We start from the raw sequence: 16,412 nt of genomic DNA, 5'->3' as shown, positions 1-16,412 counted from the left end.
AGTATCGCGCGGCCTCAGTCGATGCCGAGCTTCTTCAGCTTGTAGCGCAGCGCGCGGAAGGTGATGCCGAGCTTCTTGGCCGCGGCGGTCTTGTTGTAACGCGACTCTTCCAGCGCCTTCATGATCGCCGTGCGCTCGAGGTTGCTGATGTAGTCCTCCAGCGCGACGCCGCTGCCGGGTGCGCCCGGCGCCGCGGCCGGAGCCGCGGCCACGGCAGCTGGCGGCGCCACCCCCGCATCGAACGCCGGACGCGGCGCGCGTTGCGGCAGCATCAGGTCCGTAGCGTCGATCGATTCGCCGTCGCTCATTGCCATGGCGCGCTCAAGCACGTTCTCCAGCTCGCGTACGTTGCCCGGGAAATCGTAGTCGTCCAGGGCCTGTTGGGCCGCTGGCAGCAGCTTGCCGGGCGTGCCACCGCTCTTGGCGGCCAGCTGGCGCAGGATGTGCGCGGCCAGCAGCGGCACGTCGCCGCGACGCTCGCGCAGCGGCGGTACGCGCAGCTCGATCACGTTGATGCGGTAGAAGAGGTCCTGGCGGAACTGGCCCTGCTCGACCAGTGCGGCAAGGTTCTTGTGGGTGGCCGAGAGGATGCGCACGTCCACCAGCACTTCCTCACGCGCGCCGATCGGGCGCACGGCTTTTTCCTGGATCGCGCGCAGCAGCTTCACCTGCATGTGCAGCGGCAGCTCGGCGACCTCGTCGAGGAACAGCGTGCCGCCATTGGCCGCCTGGAACAGGCCTTCCTTGTCGCTGTTGGCACCGGTGAAGCTGCCCTTGCGATGGCCGAAGAACTCGCTTTCCATCAGCTCGGTGGGGATCGCGCCGCAGTTCACCGGAATGAACGGGCCGCTGGCGCGCGGACCCTGCTCGTGGATCAGCCGTGCTACCAGCTCCTTGCCCACGCCGGACTCGCCGGCGATGTACACCGGCGCCTGGTTGCGCGCGAGCTTGGCGATCGTGGCGCGCACCTGCTGCATGGCCGGCGAGTCGCCGATCAGCCGCTCGCTGGAGCCGGCCGCTGCGCCGCCACCGGCTTCGCTGCGCTTTTCCTCGGCCAGCTTCAGCGCAGTGCGCACCAGCCGGCGCAGCATCTGGATATCCACCGGCTTGGAAACGAAATCGAACGCGCCGGCCTTGAGCGCGCTCACGGCGGCGTCGACGTTGCCGTAGGCGGTGATCATCGCCACCGGGGTATCGGGGTGTTCCTCGGCGATCAGCTCGATCACCTCGTGCCCGGTGCCGTCGGGCAGGCGCATGTCGGTGAAGCACAGGTCGTAGCTGCGCTCGCCCAGCGCGCGTCGGGCTTCGGCAACGGTACCGACCGCATCCACCTGCAGGTCCATGCGGCCGAGAGTGATGGTGAGCAGTTCGCGAATGTCGCGTTCGTCGTCGACGACCAGGACGGTCTGTAGGCTCATGGGTGATGGCGTCAGTGGGATGCAGGACAGGATACTCGCCGCATCCCGTGCCGGCAAAGCGCATCGGGTCGCTCAGCGCCCGCCGTCGGCCTCTGTGTGAAGGCGACGTGGACGGGCGACGTGTCCCAGGTGCCGATCGAAAAATTCCACGATGGTGCGATAGGCCTGGCGTGATTCGGGCAACTCTGGATCGGAGAAGAACGAGTGCCACATGCCTTCCCACACGTGCAGCTCGGCCTCGACGCCGGCCGCCTGCAGCAGCGCTTGGCTGCGCACTTCCGAACTCAGCGCCATGTCGCGGGTGCCGGTGATCAGCAGGGTCGGCGGGAACTTCGCCAGCAGCGCGGGTGACCGGCCCGGCTGCACCAGCGGATCGTTCGGATCGACGCCGTGGAAATACGGCAGGTCGCCGATGCCAAGGTGATGCGTTGGCACCCCTTGGCCGTTCAACAGCGGCGCCACCCAGGCCGAGTCGCCGGAGAGGTCCAGCAGCGAACCGCAGAACGTGCCGATCGCCCCGGGCACCGGTACGCGGTCGTGGATGAAGCGCGCGACCGCCTCGGCGGTGAGGATGCCGCCGGCCGAGCAGCCGTAGATGCCGATGTCGGCCGGCTGGTGCTGCTTGAGCAGGGTGCGGTAGACCGCTTCGACGTCGTCGCTGGCCGCAGGGAAGGTGTGCTCCGGCCCCTGCCGGTAGTCCACGCTGATCACCTTGATGCGGCCGAGGCTGGCGATCGGGATCGACTCCACCAGGCCGCCGCTGTGCGCGCCCCACAGGAATGCGCCGCCATGCAGATTGATCAGCACGCGATGACGATTGGCCGGTGTCACGCCGTTGGCTGGCAGCACCACGTCGGTGTCGACGCCGGCGATGGTCTGGGCATGGATCGTCACTGGATAGAGCTTCTCCATGCGAGCCGCGCGGTCGCTGTTCATGCGGTCGTAGAACGCGCGGCTCTCGGCGATGGGCGCGGTGATCGGCGGCGCCTTGGCGCCTTCGGCGAGCATTCTGGGGAAGAATGCTCGCGCTTCGGGCGAGGCCAGGTCCGAGTACGGCACGCGGGACGCTGGAGCGGTGACGGTGCCATCGGGCCGCACGCCGGCGCGCGTTTCCTGGGCCGAAGCGGGATGCAGCGCGAGCAGGCCGAAGAGCCCGGCGAGGAATGCAGCGATGCGGATCATGGGACTTCTCCAGCGGCAGCAGATGGGGGCGCGGGGCCGAGATCGCGGCGGTCGAGCGTCGGTCGGCCTTGCACGTCGCGGCGCACGGTGATGTCGAGCAGGCGGCCGCGCACCTGCACCCGATGCAGGGTGAACGCGCGCCAGTGCGATGGAAGCACCGGCGCGTAGGCAGCAACCAGACCGTCTTCGCGCAGTCGCAGTCCGGTGAAGCCGAAGATGACGTTCTGCAGCAGTCCGCCTCCGGCGGTGAGGAAGTAACCGGTGTTGTTGGTGGCGGTCTCGGTGCGCACGTTGAACGGCGGCTTGATCACGTCGGCGGTCACGTTGGCGCGGAACCAGGCCACCGCGACATCGGGTTCGCCTGCCGCGGCGGCGGCGATCGAGGTGGGCGCCAAGCCCATGCTGTTGGGCACGTGGTCGGGGTCGGTGAGTGGCGGCACGGCTGCGGTGAAGTCGGCGCGACGCAGCGCCTCGTCCATCGGCCAGTCCAGCGAGGGATAGGCCAGCAGCGGCACCGTGTCGGCCGCACCGTCGCCGGGGCGGTGCGGCGTGGCGGGATCGAAGTCGACGTGATGGCGACCATCCGCGGACATCGGTAGCACCAGACGATCGGCGACTTCCTTCCAGCGTGGATCGGCCGCTTCGCCCAGCACCCGTGCGGCGGCGTCGGCGAACTCAAGCGCGCGGCTGGCCGACGCGTTGGTGTAGGTATCGTCGTCCACGTCGGTGTACGGCTCACTGACCGAAGTGACGTGGCGGATGTGCCAGCGGCCGTCGGCGCCGCGATCTGCACGGGTTGTCCAGAAACGCGCCACTTCGCGCAGCACCGGCCAGCCCTGCTCACGTAGCCAGGTGCGATCGCCGGTGGCCAGGAAGTACTGCCACTGCGCGATCGCCACGTCGGCGCTGACGTGGATCTCGCGGCCGCTGAGGATGTTGGCGAAGTAGGGCACTTGCTCGGTGCCGTGCTCTGGATCGGCTTCCCACGGGTACATCGCGCCGGGCAAGCCGCGGGCGCGCGCCCGTGCCTGCGCGGCAGCCAGGGTGCGGCTGCGGAAGGTCACCAGCGAACGCGCGCGCATCGGGTGCTGCAACAGCAATGCCGGAAACACCCACGAGTCGCTGTCCCAGAACGCGTGGCCGGTGTAGCCGGTGGTCATCGCGCAGGCGCCGACCGGCCAGGCCGTGTTTGGTGCCACGTTCGACAGCAGGTAGTACAGGTCGGCATGCACCAACCGCTGCGCCGCCTCGTCGCCGTCGATGCGGATGTCGGCTTGCCACAGGCGGTTCCAGGCGGCGACGTGGGCACGGCGCAACGCCTCGAAGCCGGCCGTGCGCGCGGCCTTGGCCAGGGCGAGATCGGCCTGGCCGTCGCCACCCCAGCCTTCACGCGACGCCGCCACGAACTTGGTGAAGGCGTAGGACGTACCGCGCTTCACTTTCAACCGCACGTTCAAGGCGAGGCGGTAGGCGCCTCGATGGACCTGCACGTCCTGCGCATGCACTGCCGGCGGCACGGCGATCGCTGCGGCCATAGCCATCGACAGGCCTTGCTCGGCGCGACCGTCCAACCACAGCGTGGCGTTGCTCGCGTCGCCTTCGGCGCGGCTTACGTGCACGTCACCCGGGTACCACAATGCGGCGCGGTCCGGCGTGGCCGGCGGCACCGGCGTCAGGCTGCGCCGCTGCGCGGCGACCGCCTCCTGCATCTGCTCGCCGGTCAGCCGGGCCAGCGGCAGTCTTGGCTGGATCGGCGCCCACAGGTCGAAGGCGAGCGAGAGTTGTACTTCGCCATCGAACGCCGGCGTCAGCACCACGCGCGTTGCCGCCAGATGCGGCGCCGCCTGACTCACCAGGGTGGTGACGTCGACGCCGGTGGCGCGCTGGCCGTCGCCGTCAACGTAGCGATAGCGGGTGTGTAGGGTCGCTTCGCGCAGGTCCAGGGTCTGCGTGTAGTCGCGGAAGTGCGCGGCATCCAGCGGCACCTGGTTCATCCAGAACTGTCCGGCCACCGAAGGGCCCGCGCTGTAATCGACAGCGGTCCAGCCAGGCACGCCGGCGGGACGGGCGATGTCGCCCTTGGCATAGTCCATCAGCGCGACCAGTTCGGCCGCATTGCCTTCGGTGCCGCGCGGCGCGGTGAGGGTGGACAGGTAACCGTTGGCGAGCAGACCGGGGAAGTAGCTTGGCCAGTCGGCGGCGCTGACGGTGAGGCGGAAGCCGGCGGGGTCTTCACTCGCCGCGCGAGCGCAGCCGGCGGCAAGCAGGAGTGCGAAGCAAGCGGACACGCAGCGTCGCATGCGGACCTCCATGGCGGACGATCCGCCGGCGTCGGTGGAATTATTTGCCGCTCAGGCCCATGGCCACCGGTGTCAGCGTGCCGGCGCGCTCGGTCTCGCGGCGAAAGAAGAACAACGTCACCAGCACCAGGGTCATCGGCACCAGTGAAAAATAGAACGCGTGGATGCCGCCGAAGCGGGCGAACACCATCGCCGTGATGCGCGAGCCCAGCGTGCCACCCAGCGCGGAGAAGATCACGATCAGCCCGGTCATCGCCGCATGCGAGGGCTTGGGCAGCGAGCTCAGCGCCACCGAGTTGATCACCGGGTAGATCGGCGCCATCAGCAGACCAATCAAAGGGATCAGATAGGCCGCCACCGGCGCACTGCCCCAGCCCACGTGCGTCGACGCCGTCACACCGCGCGCCAGCGGCAGCACCAGCAGCACCAGCGCCGCCATCGCCAGCACACAGCCGTTGAGCAGGCGATGCCAGCTGACCCGGCGCAGCGCCTGGCCGGCCCCGATGCGGCCCAGTGCCGTGGCGCCGGCCAGGATCGACGCCATCTGAATACTCATCGCGTTGGGTAGCTTGAGGATCTCGTTGTTGAAGGTCGGCAGCCAGGTGCTGAAGCTCTGCTCGATCAGCACGTACAGGAACGCCGACAACAGGAACACATACACCAGCGGCCGCCCCAGTAGCCGCAGCATCTGGCCGACGGAGCCGATCGGTGAGGGGCGCGAGGCATCGCGCGCCGCGGACTCGTCCAGTGGCGACACCGCCAGCAGCGCGATCACCGCAAAGCAGATCAGCGCGAGCAGCCAGTACACCCGCAGCCACGCGGGGTCGGCCGGGTTGGCCGGGTCGATGAAAGCGCTGAACAGCCAGCCGCCGGCGAGTACGCCGACCATGAACAGGCCTTCGATGGTGTTGGTCAGTCGCGAGTGCTCGGCGCGGTCGGCGGTGAGCAAGCCGATCGACGAGTACACGGCCACCTTGGCCAGCGCGAACGCGACGCCGACGCAGGCAAACAGGAATTCGGTGGTGTGGAAACCGGGAAACATCGGCATCAGCAGGCAGGCGCCGCCGACGATGGCGAGGGCGCCCATCATCGCCCGGCGGTAGCCGAGCAGGGGCAGGAACGAAGCCACCACGAACGAGGTGATGGCGATCGGCAGATCCTTGAACAGCTCCAGCAGGCTGGCCTGCGGCTTGTCCACGCCGAAGCTGGCCATCGACTGCAGGATCACCGTGCCCACGCTGTTGAGCAGCACGGCGAACACCATGTAGATCAGCGCCAGCGCGGCGACCATGCGGAATCGTTTCATGCGGCTCTCGCTCGGTGGATCGCGAAAAGAACGGTCCGGATCGCGAGGGAGGACGCGATCCGGACCGTACGGGCAACGCTTCAGTGCATCAGGACAGGTCCGTCAGGACGCATCCCTCCGGACGGACCATCAGAACAGGTACTTCACCTGGAAATTGACCTCACGACCTTCCAGCGGACGGGCCAGAATCACGCCGTTGGTACCGCTGGCGGCGCCGAAGATACGCGAGTTGCTCTCGGTCAGTCCCAGCTCGTTGGTCATGTTGGTGCCCTGCAGGCGCAGCTGCCAGTTCTGCTCGATGTTCGCTACCACGCCGAAGTCCCAGGTGTGATAGCTGCCCAGCTGCTGCAGGCCGGAAATGTCCTGCGTGTGCGGGCCAACATGGGTATAGGTCACGAACGCGAGCACGTCGCCCCAGCTGAACGGGATCTTGTAGCTGGGGGTGAACATGTAGCGCACCTTGGGCTGGCGCTGCAGTTGCACACCGTTGATCAGGGCGCAGCCGTCGCCGGTGACCGGGTTGGTGTACGGCAGGCACGAGTTGTTGTGCGAGTAGTGTCCGTCCAGGTAGTTGCCGACCAGCTGGAACTTCAGCGCTTCGGTCGGACTCCAGGCGGTGTTGACGTTGATGCCCTTCGAATCCGATCCGTAGGTGCTCTGCGGACCGTTCGGCACGCCGCCGGAGTCGGTCGGCTGGTACAGCAGGCCGATGAACTGACGATGGTAGGCACTCAGGTCCAGGAACCACTGCGCGCTCTGGTATTTGAAGCCGCCTTCGAAGTTCTGGATCTTCTGCATCGGCGCGGTGTTGCCGGTGGTGTTGCCGCGGATGCCGTTGTCGAAGTCGTCGAAGTGCGCGCCCCGGTTGGCACGGAAGTACACGCTCATGTTGTCGGCGAGCTCGTAGTTCACGCCGAAGGTCCACGACGGGTGGGTCTTGTCATACTCGGTGCGGGCATAGGTGCCGTCGCACACCGGTACGTTGTTGTCGTAGATCGTGTTGTCGTTGCCGTCGAGGTTCTTGTTGGCCAGGTTGCAGACGTTGTTCGTCGCGTTCTGGTTCTCGACACGGCCGGACAGGTCGAACAGCCACTTGCCGATGCGCCACACGTCGGACAGGTAGAACGCCTTGTTGGTGGCGCTGCCATGCTGGGCGATGTTGAAGCCGCCGTAGTCGAGGAAGCCCTGGCCGTCGGTCAGGTACTTGGTCTGCCCGTTTTCCTGGTAGGTGACCTGGATCGGGCGCGCATTGGGCGTGTTGGTCATCAGCATCTGGTTACCCAGCGCCCACTTGTCGTTCATCGTGTAGTGGGCGAGGTAGATGCCGCCGGTGAGGGTGTTGCCCTCGAAGATTTCCTTGCTCAGGCGGAAATCGTTGCTCATGTTCTTCAGGTGCTTGTGGATGTACCACCAGCCCTGGTGGATCACGCTCTGGTTCGGATCGACGGCGCCGCCGCCGTTGACGTAGGTGGCGGTTGCCGAGCCGGGGGCCAGATTGAACGCGCCGATGCTCGAGCCATCGGTGTAGAGCATGTCGTTGAGCGAGCCCGGGTTGGTGCCGGAGAACAGCGCGTTGGTGTCGGCGTCGCCGCCGTCGATCAGGAACTTGTCCGAGACATTCCAGCCGCCACCCAGGTCGTAGTCGAAGTTGCCGCCGAAGAAGTTGAACTTCGCGCCGCGACCGTTGGCCAGGTTGGCACGGGTGCCCCCGCCGGGATAACCGGGGAGGTTCACGTGCTGAATCTCCGGCCCGTTGTAGGTGTCGGTGAGCGGATCGAAGCCGGGGTAGGCGCTGAAGTGATCGGTGCCGCTCTGAATCAGCGGGATCGGCGTGATGAACTGGTTCTTGTCGTCGAGCCGGCGCGCGTACAGCGTCATGGTGCCGTTGTCGCTGTCATGGCTCAGCGTGGCGGTGAACTGGCCGCCCTTGTCGGCCGAGAACTTCGGATCGCGCACACCATCGGAGTCGCGGTAGAAGCCGCCCACGCTGCCGTACCAGTTGTTGGCGATCGGGAAGCCGTAGAAGCCGTCGACCCGGCGCAGGTTCTCGTTGCCGTAGGTCACGCCGATGCTGCCGCTGGGCGTATCGGTGCCGGTCTTGAGGATGAAGTTCTCGGTGGCGCCGATCTGCCCATCGGCGAACACCACCGACGGACCGCCGAGCACGATTTCGGCGCGGTCCACCGTGTCGTCGAGGCGGAAGATCGAGGTCTGCTCGAAGAACGACAGCGTGGGCATGCCGTACAGCGGCGAGCCCATCAGCTGCACGGTGTTGAACGGCGCATCGCCGCCGCCGGGGAAGCCGGCGATCTCGATGTTGGCGCCGGTCTGGCCGCCGGTGGATTCGGGCCACAGGCCCGGCGCGATCTTCAACAGGTCCGCCGTGCTCTTGGGGTTGTCCATCTTGATCTGTTCGGCGGTGGCGGTGGTCACCGAGTAGCTGGTGTCGATCTTCTTCAAGCCGCCGGTGGCGGCGTTGCCGGTGACCACCACCTGGTCTAGGTTCTTGGCCTTGCTTGCGTCGGGCTTGGCCTGGGGGTTGCGCGTGCTGCCGCTGGCTGGCGCGCCGGCGTCCTGCGCCAGCGCGAACGCCGGCATCAGCGTGGCGGCGATCGCCGCCGATAGTGCCAATCGGGTCAGATGCTTGGTATTCATCAACGTTGTCTCCCCACCAGTCTTGTTTATGGTGACGGGCGCCCCCCGGGCGCCGCGCCGGTTCGCCGTTATGTTGTGTACTTAGCGATGTCGAACGCGGCGACGTTCGGTAACAGCACATCCGCGTGCGCCAGAGCGGGCGAATCGCCCACCGCCACCGCGGCCATCCCCGCCGCGAGGATGCTGTCCACGCCCGCCGCGGCGTCTTCCACGCCGAGGCAGTCGTGCGGTGCCACGCCCAACCCACGCGCGGCATCGAGGAAAATCTCCGGGTCGGGCTTGGACTGTGCGATGCGCGATGCATCGACGACGTAGTCGAACAGGTCGGCAATGCCCAGGCGTTCGAGCAGCAGCGGTGCGTTGCGGCTGGCCGAGGCCAGCGCGATCTTCATACCCGCCGCGCGCGCCGAGGCGATCGCGGCCTGCGCGCCAGGCAGCAGATGCTGCGGACCGAACTGGGCGATCTGCTCGCGGTAGTAGCTGTTCTTGCGTTCGGCCAGCGCGTGCTTTTCGTCTTCGCCGTAGGCACGCGAAGCGCGCTCGAGCAGGATGTCGAGCGAGCCGCGACGATCCACGCCCTTCATGCGCTCGCCGGTGGCGTCGTCGAACGCCACGCCGATCTCTGCGGCCAGCTGCTTCCACGCTGCGTGATGCACCACTGCGGTGTCGGCGATGACGCCGTCCAGGTCGAAGATTACCGCCTTGAGCGGGCGCGGCAGGCGAACCGGATGCAGGGGCAGCTCGACCGACGCGCCCGGCGCCAGCGTGTGGCTGACGCCGTGGTGACGCAGGCGCAGCGTGCCGCCAGCGGTCAGCGTGTAGTGCACGCGGTCGCGCTCCACTTCCACCCGCAACTGCGCCGCGTGCCAGCGCAGACCGAAGCGGTAGCGCGTCCAGCCCGCTGGCAGCCGGGGTGCCAGGCTCGGCATGCCTTCGACCACGCGCAGGCCGCCGAAGCCCCAGGTGAGTGCGAGCCAGCTGCCGGCCATCGCCGCCATGTGTACGCCGTGCGCGGCGTTGCCGTGCAGGTCGTCCAGATCCACCCGCAGCGTGTCCAGGAAATACGCGTAGGCCTTGTCGTCGTAGCCCACTTCGGCGGCGAGCACGCTGAAGGTGGAGGCCGACAGCGTGGAGTCGTGCAGGGTGACGCCTTCGTAGTAGTCGAAGTTGCGTCGCTTGGCGACGCGGTCCACGTCGTCGCCGGCCAGCATCAGGGCGAGCAGGGTGTCGGCCTGCTTGCAGACCTGGTGGCGGTAGATCGTGAGCGGGTGCAGTTCGAGCAGCAGCGGGCGCTTGCCTTCGCCCGCGGGTCGCGCGCGTAGGCGCGGCTTATCGAGGAAGGCGTCGTCCTGCGGGAAGATGCCCAGCGCGGGGTCGACCGGCAGGTACATCACGTCGGCGGCGAGCGACCAGGTGGCGATCTCGCGCTCATCCAGGGCAAGGCGGGCGGCCAGCGCGGCCCAGGCCTGCGGATGTTCGGCGGCCAGCCAGCGCGCGGTAGCCGCGGCATCGCGCAGGTGCTTCTGCGCCATGCGGTTGGTGTAGTGGTTGTTGTCCACCAGGGCCGAATATTCGTCCGGGCCGGTGACCGAATGGATGCAGAAGGCCCCGCCGCGGCGCGGGTTGAAGTGGCCGATGTCCAGCCACACGCGTGCCGTCTCGATCAGCATCTCGGCGCCCTGTTCACGCAGGAAATCCTGGTCGCCGCTGGCGTCGACGTACAGCCGCACCGCCCAGGCCACCGCCGCGTTGATGTGGTACTGCGCCGAGCCGCTGGGAAAGTACGCCGAGCACTCGTCGCCGCTGATGGTGCGCCACGCGTACAGCGCGCCGCGGGCGTGATTCATCTCGCGGGCGTGGGCGCGGGCGCGATCGAGCGTGCGGTAGCGGTAGACGAGCATGCCGCGCGCCAGCTCCGGTGCGGCATTGACCAGCGCCGGCAGCATGAACGCCTCGGCATCCCAGAAGTAGTGACCCTCGTAGCCTTCGCCGGTGAGGCCCTTGGCTGCGGCCGAACTGTTGCCGTCACGCCCGCTGGACTGGAACACGTGGAACAGGTTGAAGCGCAGCGACTGCTCCGCCCGCGGGTCCCCTTCGATGGCCAGGTCGGCGCGTTCCCACAGCGGCGCGAGCGCGCGCTGCTGGATGTCCATGAGCCCGGCGAAGGTCTGCGCCTGCGCATGCCGCAGGGCTTGCCCGGCGCGGGCGAGCAGGGCGGCGTCGCTGTCCTCGCCATGCGGCGCGGTCCAGGCGTAGGCGACGTATTTCTCCAGCGTAATCGTCTGGCCGGGGAGCAACGCGCCCTCATGCAGCTGCACCACGCCGTTGGGTCCATGGCCGCCGTAGCGGCAGTACAGGGCGGGATCGAGCCGGTGCCGCTGCATGCAGGCCACGCGAACGCCGCTGTGCGTGGTGCGCTGGATCAGCCAGGCGCCGGCTTCGTCGGCATCGGATTGCTCGGTGTGAAAGCCGCCGTCCACTCGCGCGCCGATGCGCGGATCGAAGCCCTGCTCGATGGCGTCGCGCGCGGTATCGATCGACGACTCCAGCGTGATCGCGCCGTGGTAATCGACCGATTGCACGCTGTAGCGGATCGCCAGCAGGCCAGGCTCTTCCAGCGAGACCAGCCGCTCGGCGCGGATCTCGATCGTCTCGCCGGTCGGCGAACGCCAGCGCAACCGGCGCCGATAGCAGCCGGCCCGAAGATTCAGCTCGCGCTCGAAATCCAGCCATTCTCCCTCGGCCAGGCGCACCGGGGTGTCGCCAAGGCGCAGGTGAATGCCGATGGCGTCGGCCACCGGGATGCGCGTATCGGTGTGCGCAGCGAAGCCGGGGAAGCGCTCGTGGTACTCGATCGGGGTGCGCTCCCAGGCGCCGGCCAGAAAGCTGCCGTGCGACGCACCGGGCGCTTCCTCAAGCCCGCCGCGCACGCCGAGCGCGCCGTTGGCCAGCGCGAACAGGCTCTCGTCCTGGGCGAAGTCCGCTGGGTCGGCGCGGCGCCGCACGATCCGCCAGGGGTCGATATCTCCCGCGGGCAGCGCATAGGGGGCGTGGCCTTGGGTGGTCGATGCCAGCGGTTGCGCCGGCGCGACATCAAGCTTGTCCAAGAGTCCCCCTGTGTCGGATCACGTGCCGGACCTGCTCCGGTCAACGGGGCGTGAAGATGACAGCTAATGATATCGATATCAAGATATCGATATCATTGGTGCGGCGCGGCATGTAACTGGCCCGGCGGGCCGGCCCCGAGAACCGAGAGCGCGGCCCGCCGGGATGGTCCGCGGCGCCGCGTCAGGTTCGATCCTTTGCGGCACTGCGGCGGGTTAGACGCGCACCGCACAAATCGACACACTGGGACATCACCGGCGCGGCGAAGCGTTGTCCGCCCCGGTCCGGATCCGGAGACTCATGCATTGAAGCGTTCGCGCAAAGACAAGTCCGCCGCTGGCAGCCTGACCATGGCGGATCTAGCGGATCTCGCCGGCGTCTCCAAGATCACCGTGTCGCGGGCGCTCGCCGACAGTCCACTGGTGACGCCGGAGACCCGCGAGCGGATCCAGCAGCTGGCGCGCGACCACGGCTACAAGCTCAACGTGAGCGCGCGCAACCTGCGCCTGCGCCGCAGCCACACGGTGGCGGTGATCGTGGAGATGAAGCCCTCGAGCGACCGCACCATGCTCGATCCCTACCCGCTGACCCTGCTCGGCGGCATCGCGCAGGAGCTCACCGCGGCCGGCTACAGCGTGCTGCTGACCACGCGCCAGGGCGCGGCGGCGGCGGCGGTGCAGGCGGCCGACGGGCTGATCCTGCTGGGTCAGGGCGTGCGCCAGGACGCGGTGCGCCGGTTCGACAAGCTCGGCTTGCCGATGGTGGTGTGGGGCGCGCACAGCGACGAGGACGCGCACGCTGTGGTCGGTTCGGACAACCGCATGGGCGGCCGCCAGGTGGCCGAGCACTTCCTGCGCCAGGGGCGTCGGCACCCGGTGTTCGTGGGTAATCCGAGCCATCCGGAAATCTTCGAGCGCCTCAACGGCTTCGTCGACACGCTCACCGCGCACGGCGTGAAGCCGCTGCTGCTGCGCCGCGACGAATTTACGCTGGCCTCGGGTATCGACGCGGTGCACTCGCTGGCCACTCGCAAGGTGCCGTTCGACGCGCTGTTCGCGTGCAGCGACCTGCTCGCGATGGGCGCGATACGCGCCGTGCAGGAGCTCGGTCGCAAGGTACCCGACGACGTCTCGGTGGTGGGCTACGACGACATGCCGATGGCCGCCGCGTTCCAGCCAGCGCTGAGCTCGGTGCGGCAGGATTGGCAGGCCGGCGGCAGCCTGCTCGCGCAGAAGATGCTGGCATTGATCCGCGGCGACGAGGTGGCATCGCAGGTGCTGCCGGTCAGCCTGATGGTGCGCGCTACCTGAGATTCTCGTCCGCCGCCGCCGGCTCGCTGCCGGGCTGGCGGGCGTGCGCTGGGGTGAGCGTGATGCGGAAACAGCTGCCGCCACCGGCAACGCGCACGTATTCCAGCGAGGCCTGGTTGGCCTCGGTCATCTGCCGGGCGAGGTACAGGCCGAGGCCCGTGCCGTATTCGTGCGTGGTGTAGAACGGCTCGAAGATCTGCGCAGCGACCTTGGGCGCAATGCCGGGGCCGCGGTCGATCACTTCCAGGATCGGCACGCCGTGCTCGCCTGGGCGGGTCACCACCATCACGCGGGCCGGCTCGCCCGGCATGCGGCCGTAGCGCAGCGCGTTCTGCACCAGGTTCCACACCACCTGCTGCAGCTGCTGCGGATCGGCCACCGCGGCCACCGGCGCGCTGGAGTTGATCACCCGCAGCGAGTCCTCGCCCAGGTCGTTGCCCTGGCGGTATTCCTCCACGAAGGCGTTCGCCCAATGGCCCAGGTCCAGCGTCTCCGGGCGTGAGCGCTCGCGCCGCGACAGCTGCAGGATGTTCTCGATGATCTCGTTCAATCGCACGCAGTGGTTGTTGATGATCTCCACCATGCGCTGGTCGGCCGGCGGCATGTTGCGCGACTCGGCCAGCAGCTGCGCGGAGTAGCGGATCGCCGCCAGCGGGTTGCGGATCTCGTGCGCGATGGACGCGGACAGCCGGCCCAGCGAGCTGAGCGTGAGCTCCTCGGCACGGCGCGACACCAGCGAGGTGTCGTCGAGAAAGATCAGCACGTGCGAATCGTCGTTCGGCGCCAGTCGGGTGAAGCGCGGCACCACCTCGGGCACGCCGTCGGCCAGCTGGGTGGCCGTCTCGTCGAGCTTGCCCGAGGTCATCCAGTGGTACAGCCGGCGCGACAGCTCCGGCGCCAGCTGGCCCAAGTCGCGCTTGTCCGCCGGCGGGTTGCCCAGCAGCATCCAGGCCGACTCGTTGAGCTGGTGGATGCGGTTGGCGTCGTCCACCAGCAGCACGCCGGTCTTCATGCGGCGGATGATCAGCTCGTTCACCTGGGCCAGGTTGGCCAGGTCGATGCTGCGCTGCTCGGCCAGCGCCTCGGTGGCGCGCAGCTGGCGGCCGAGCACGTGACACAGCGTGGTGCTGGCGAAGTAGGCCAGGCCGAACAGTCCGGCCTCGACCAGCTCGTGGCTGTTGATGGCGCTGTCGGCCGGGGCTTCGATCACGGTGTGGCCGAGCATCCCCAGCGTGGCCAGCGAGGCGAAGAACAGCGACAGGCGCAGCGGCAGCACCAGCGCGCCGGCGCTGAGGTTCACCGCCAGCATCATGGCGATGCCGATGCGCGCGTCGTGCATGGCGATCACCGCCATCACCGCCACGCCGATGTCCACGATCAGGCTGATCGACACCGTGGCTGGCGCGATCACGGTGAGCCGGCGCGTCAGCAGCAGGATGGTCATCGCCGCCAGCAGATAGACCACCACCACCGTCTGGGCGAAGTCCGGATGGGTCAGCTTCAGCCACTGCAGGCCCAGCGGGCTGTAGGCCAGCGCCACGTAGACCACCGCCTGCGCCAGGCGGAAGTAGTTCAGGAAGAACAGTTCGTGGCGGGTGGCCGTGGTGGCCCGACGAATGCCCGGGGTGGGCGGCAGGGCGGGGCTGGACACGTCGATGCGCACTCCGCAGCAGGAATCGGGACGGGTTGCGGGCGAGTATAGACGCGCTGTCGCGCCTTGCGCAGCGTGGTCCGGAAGCGTCGCAGTGCGCCCCGCCCTTTCCATCCGGGCCCGCTGCTGCGAAAATGCGCGGCCGTACTGCGCCGTTCTGCGGTGATCGGTCCTCGCGCCCCCGGCGCGCCCGACCGGCCCACCACGGCAGCGCTTTGCACGCCGGCAGCGTTCCTCAACCGCCGTCCGACTCTCCCGAACCCTCGCCCCAGCCAGGTGCGAGGGTTCGACACGTCCCCCATTCACTCGAGGTATCGAATGAATTTCCACGAGTACCAGGCCAAAGAGCTGTTCGCGCAGTACGGCATCGCCGTCCCGCCGGGCAAGGTTGCCAATTCCCCCGACGCCGCTGTCGATGCCGCCAAGCATCTGGGCGGCACGCAGTGGATGGTCAAGGCGCAGATCCACGCAGGCGGCCGCGGCAAGGCCGGCGGCGTGAAGTTCTGCCGCAGCCTCGACGATGTCCGCGCGGCCGCCAAGGGCATGCTGGGCACGAACATGGAGACCTACCAGTCGGCCGGCCGCGCGCTGCCGGTGAACCTGGTGCTGGTCACCGACGCGACCAACATCGCCAAGGAGCTGTACCTGTCGATCCTGGTGGACCGCGATTCCAAGTCGGTCTCGTTCATCGCCTCCAAGCACGGCGGCGTGGACATCGAGCAGGTGGCCAAGGACACCCCGGAAGACATCCACACCATCGTGGTGGACTTCGTCGAGGGCCTGCAGCCGTACCAGTGCCGCCAGCTCGGCTTCGCGATGGACCTTAACGCCAAGCAGGTCGGCCAGCTGACCAAGATCATGCTGGGCCTGTACAAGCTGTTCAACGAGAAGGACCTGTCGCTGGTCGAGCTCAACCCGCTCGCCATCCTCGAGGACGGCAACCTCGCCGCGCTCGACGGCAAGGTCAACTCCGACGACAACGCCGAGTTCCGCCACGCCGACCTGGCCGCCATGCGCGACCTGACCCAGGAAGACGCGGCCGAGGCGGCTGCAGTGCAGCACAACCTCAACTACGTGACGATGGACGGCACCATCGGCTGCATGGTCAACGGCGCAGGCCTGGCCATGGCCACCATGGACGTGATCAAGCTGGCGGGCGGTGAGCCGGCCAACTTCCTCGACGTCGGCGGCGGCGCCACCAAGGAGCGCGTGACCGAGGCGTTCAAGCTGATCCTCTCCTCCGACAAGGTGAAGGCCATCCTGGTCAACATCTTCGGCGGCATCGTGCGCTGCGATCTGATCGCTGAGGGCATCATCGCCGCGGTGAAGGAAGTGGGTCTGCAGATTCCGGTCGTGGTGCGCCTGCAGGGCACCAACGTCGAGCTGGGCCGCGAACTGCTGGCCAACTCCGGCCTGGCGATCACGCCGGCCGACGATCTCAACGATGCGGCGCAGAAAGCCGTGGCTGCGGCCAAGGCCTGAGGA

9 protein-coding genes are annotated in these 16,412 nt (G+C 68.0%); 2 read left to right on the top strand and 7 right to left on the bottom strand.

Annotation, left to right across the window (positions count from 1 at the left end):
- Nucleotides 1–14 precede the first annotated feature (14 nt).
- From ACTHJF_RS08610 to pgmB, 6 genes are all read right to left on the bottom strand, one after another.
- Nucleotides 15–1,418 carry a sigma-54-dependent transcriptional regulator gene (locus tag ACTHJF_RS08610; protein WP_440266743.1) on the bottom strand — a complete coding sequence of 468 codons (1,404 nt, stop codon included), beginning with the start codon at nt 1,416–1,418 and terminating at the stop codon, nt 15–17.
- Between the two features lie 72 nt (nt 1,419–1,490).
- The gene (locus tag ACTHJF_RS08605) at nt 1,491–2,600 is read right to left on the bottom strand and encodes an alpha/beta hydrolase (RefSeq protein ID WP_440266742.1); all 1,110 of its coding nucleotides are present in this window, start codon (nt 2,598–2,600) and stop codon (nt 1,491–1,493) included.
- Nucleotides 2,597–4,900, bottom strand: a complete 2,304-nt coding sequence (locus ACTHJF_RS08600; protein ID WP_440266741.1) for a glycosyl hydrolase family 65 protein — start codon at nt 4,898–4,900, stop codon at nt 2,597–2,599. Before ACTHJF_RS08600 ends, ACTHJF_RS08605 begins: the two co-directional genes overlap by 4 nt.
- 40 nt (nt 4,901–4,940) lie before the next feature.
- Nucleotides 4,941–6,206 (bottom strand): MFS transporter, encoded by a 1,266-nt coding sequence (locus tag ACTHJF_RS08595; RefSeq protein ID WP_440266740.1) that lies wholly within the window; start codon nt 6,204–6,206, stop codon nt 4,941–4,943.
- Between the two features lie 129 nt (nt 6,207–6,335).
- Entirely contained in the window at nt 6,336–8,861 is a 2,526-nt protein-coding gene (locus tag ACTHJF_RS08590; RefSeq protein ID WP_440266739.1) for a TonB-dependent receptor, read from the bottom strand.
- Nucleotides 8,862–8,929: 68 nt separating this feature from the next.
- Nucleotides 8,930–11,968: a beta-phosphoglucomutase gene (gene pgmB / locus ACTHJF_RS08585; protein WP_440266738.1), complete on the bottom strand. Its 3,039-nt coding sequence runs from the start codon at nt 11,966–11,968 to the stop codon at nt 8,930–8,932.
- 348 nt (nt 11,969–12,316) lie between these two features.
- On the opposite strand from pgmB, the gene ACTHJF_RS08580 reads away from it, so the two are divergent.
- A complete protein-coding gene (locus ACTHJF_RS08580; RefSeq protein ID WP_440266770.1) occupies nt 12,317–13,276 on the top strand; it encodes a LacI family DNA-binding transcriptional regulator in 960 nt (319 codons plus the stop codon).
- Here ACTHJF_RS08580 and ACTHJF_RS08575 read toward each other — a convergent pair.
- Nucleotides 13,269–14,927: a sensor histidine kinase gene (locus ACTHJF_RS08575; RefSeq protein WP_440258360.1), complete on the bottom strand. Its 1,659-nt coding sequence runs from the start codon at nt 14,925–14,927 to the stop codon at nt 13,269–13,271. The two genes, ACTHJF_RS08580 and ACTHJF_RS08575, sit on opposite strands and share 8 nt — an antisense overlap.
- A 318-nt stretch (nt 14,928–15,245) precedes the next feature.
- On the opposite strand from ACTHJF_RS08575, the gene sucC reads away from it, so the two are divergent.
- On the top strand, nt 15,246–16,409 hold the full coding sequence (gene sucC / locus ACTHJF_RS08570; RefSeq protein WP_440262980.1) for an ADP-forming succinate--CoA ligase subunit beta: 1,164 nt from the start codon (nt 15,246–15,248) through the stop codon (nt 16,407–16,409).
- Nucleotides 16,410–16,412 lie beyond the last annotated feature (3 nt).

Source organism: Dyella sp. (genome assembly GCF_051962475.1).
Taxonomy (GTDB): Bacteria; Pseudomonadota; Gammaproteobacteria; order Xanthomonadales; family Rhodanobacteraceae; genus Dyella_A.
The sequence above is the reverse complement of the archived record's forward strand: the minus strand, read 5'-3'. Positions and strand labels throughout refer to the sequence as shown.

Coding starts and splice junctions, on each gene's coding strand:
- ACTHJF_RS08610 (WP_440266743.1), bottom strand. CDS start 1,418: ATGAGCCTACAGACCGTCCTGGTCGTCGACGACGAACGCGACATTCGC.
- ACTHJF_RS08605 (WP_440266742.1), bottom strand. CDS start 2,600: ATGATCCGCATCGCTGCATTCCTCGCCGGGCTCTTCGGCCTGCTCGCG.
- ACTHJF_RS08600 (WP_440266741.1), bottom strand. CDS start 4,900: ATGCGACGCTGCGTGTCCGCTTGCTTCGCACTCCTGCTTGCCGCCGGC.
- ACTHJF_RS08595 (WP_440266740.1), bottom strand. CDS start 6,206: ATGAAACGATTCCGCATGGTCGCCGCGCTGGCGCTGATCTACATGGTG.
- ACTHJF_RS08590 (WP_440266739.1), bottom strand. CDS start 8,861: ATGAATACCAAGCATCTGACCCGATTGGCACTATCGGCGGCGATCGCC.
- ACTHJF_RS08580 (WP_440266770.1), top strand. CDS start 12,317: ATGGCGGATCTAGCGGATCTCGCCGGCGTCTCCAAGATCACCGTGTCG.
- sucC (WP_440262980.1), top strand. CDS start 15,246: ATGAATTTCCACGAGTACCAGGCCAAAGAGCTGTTCGCGCAGTACGGC.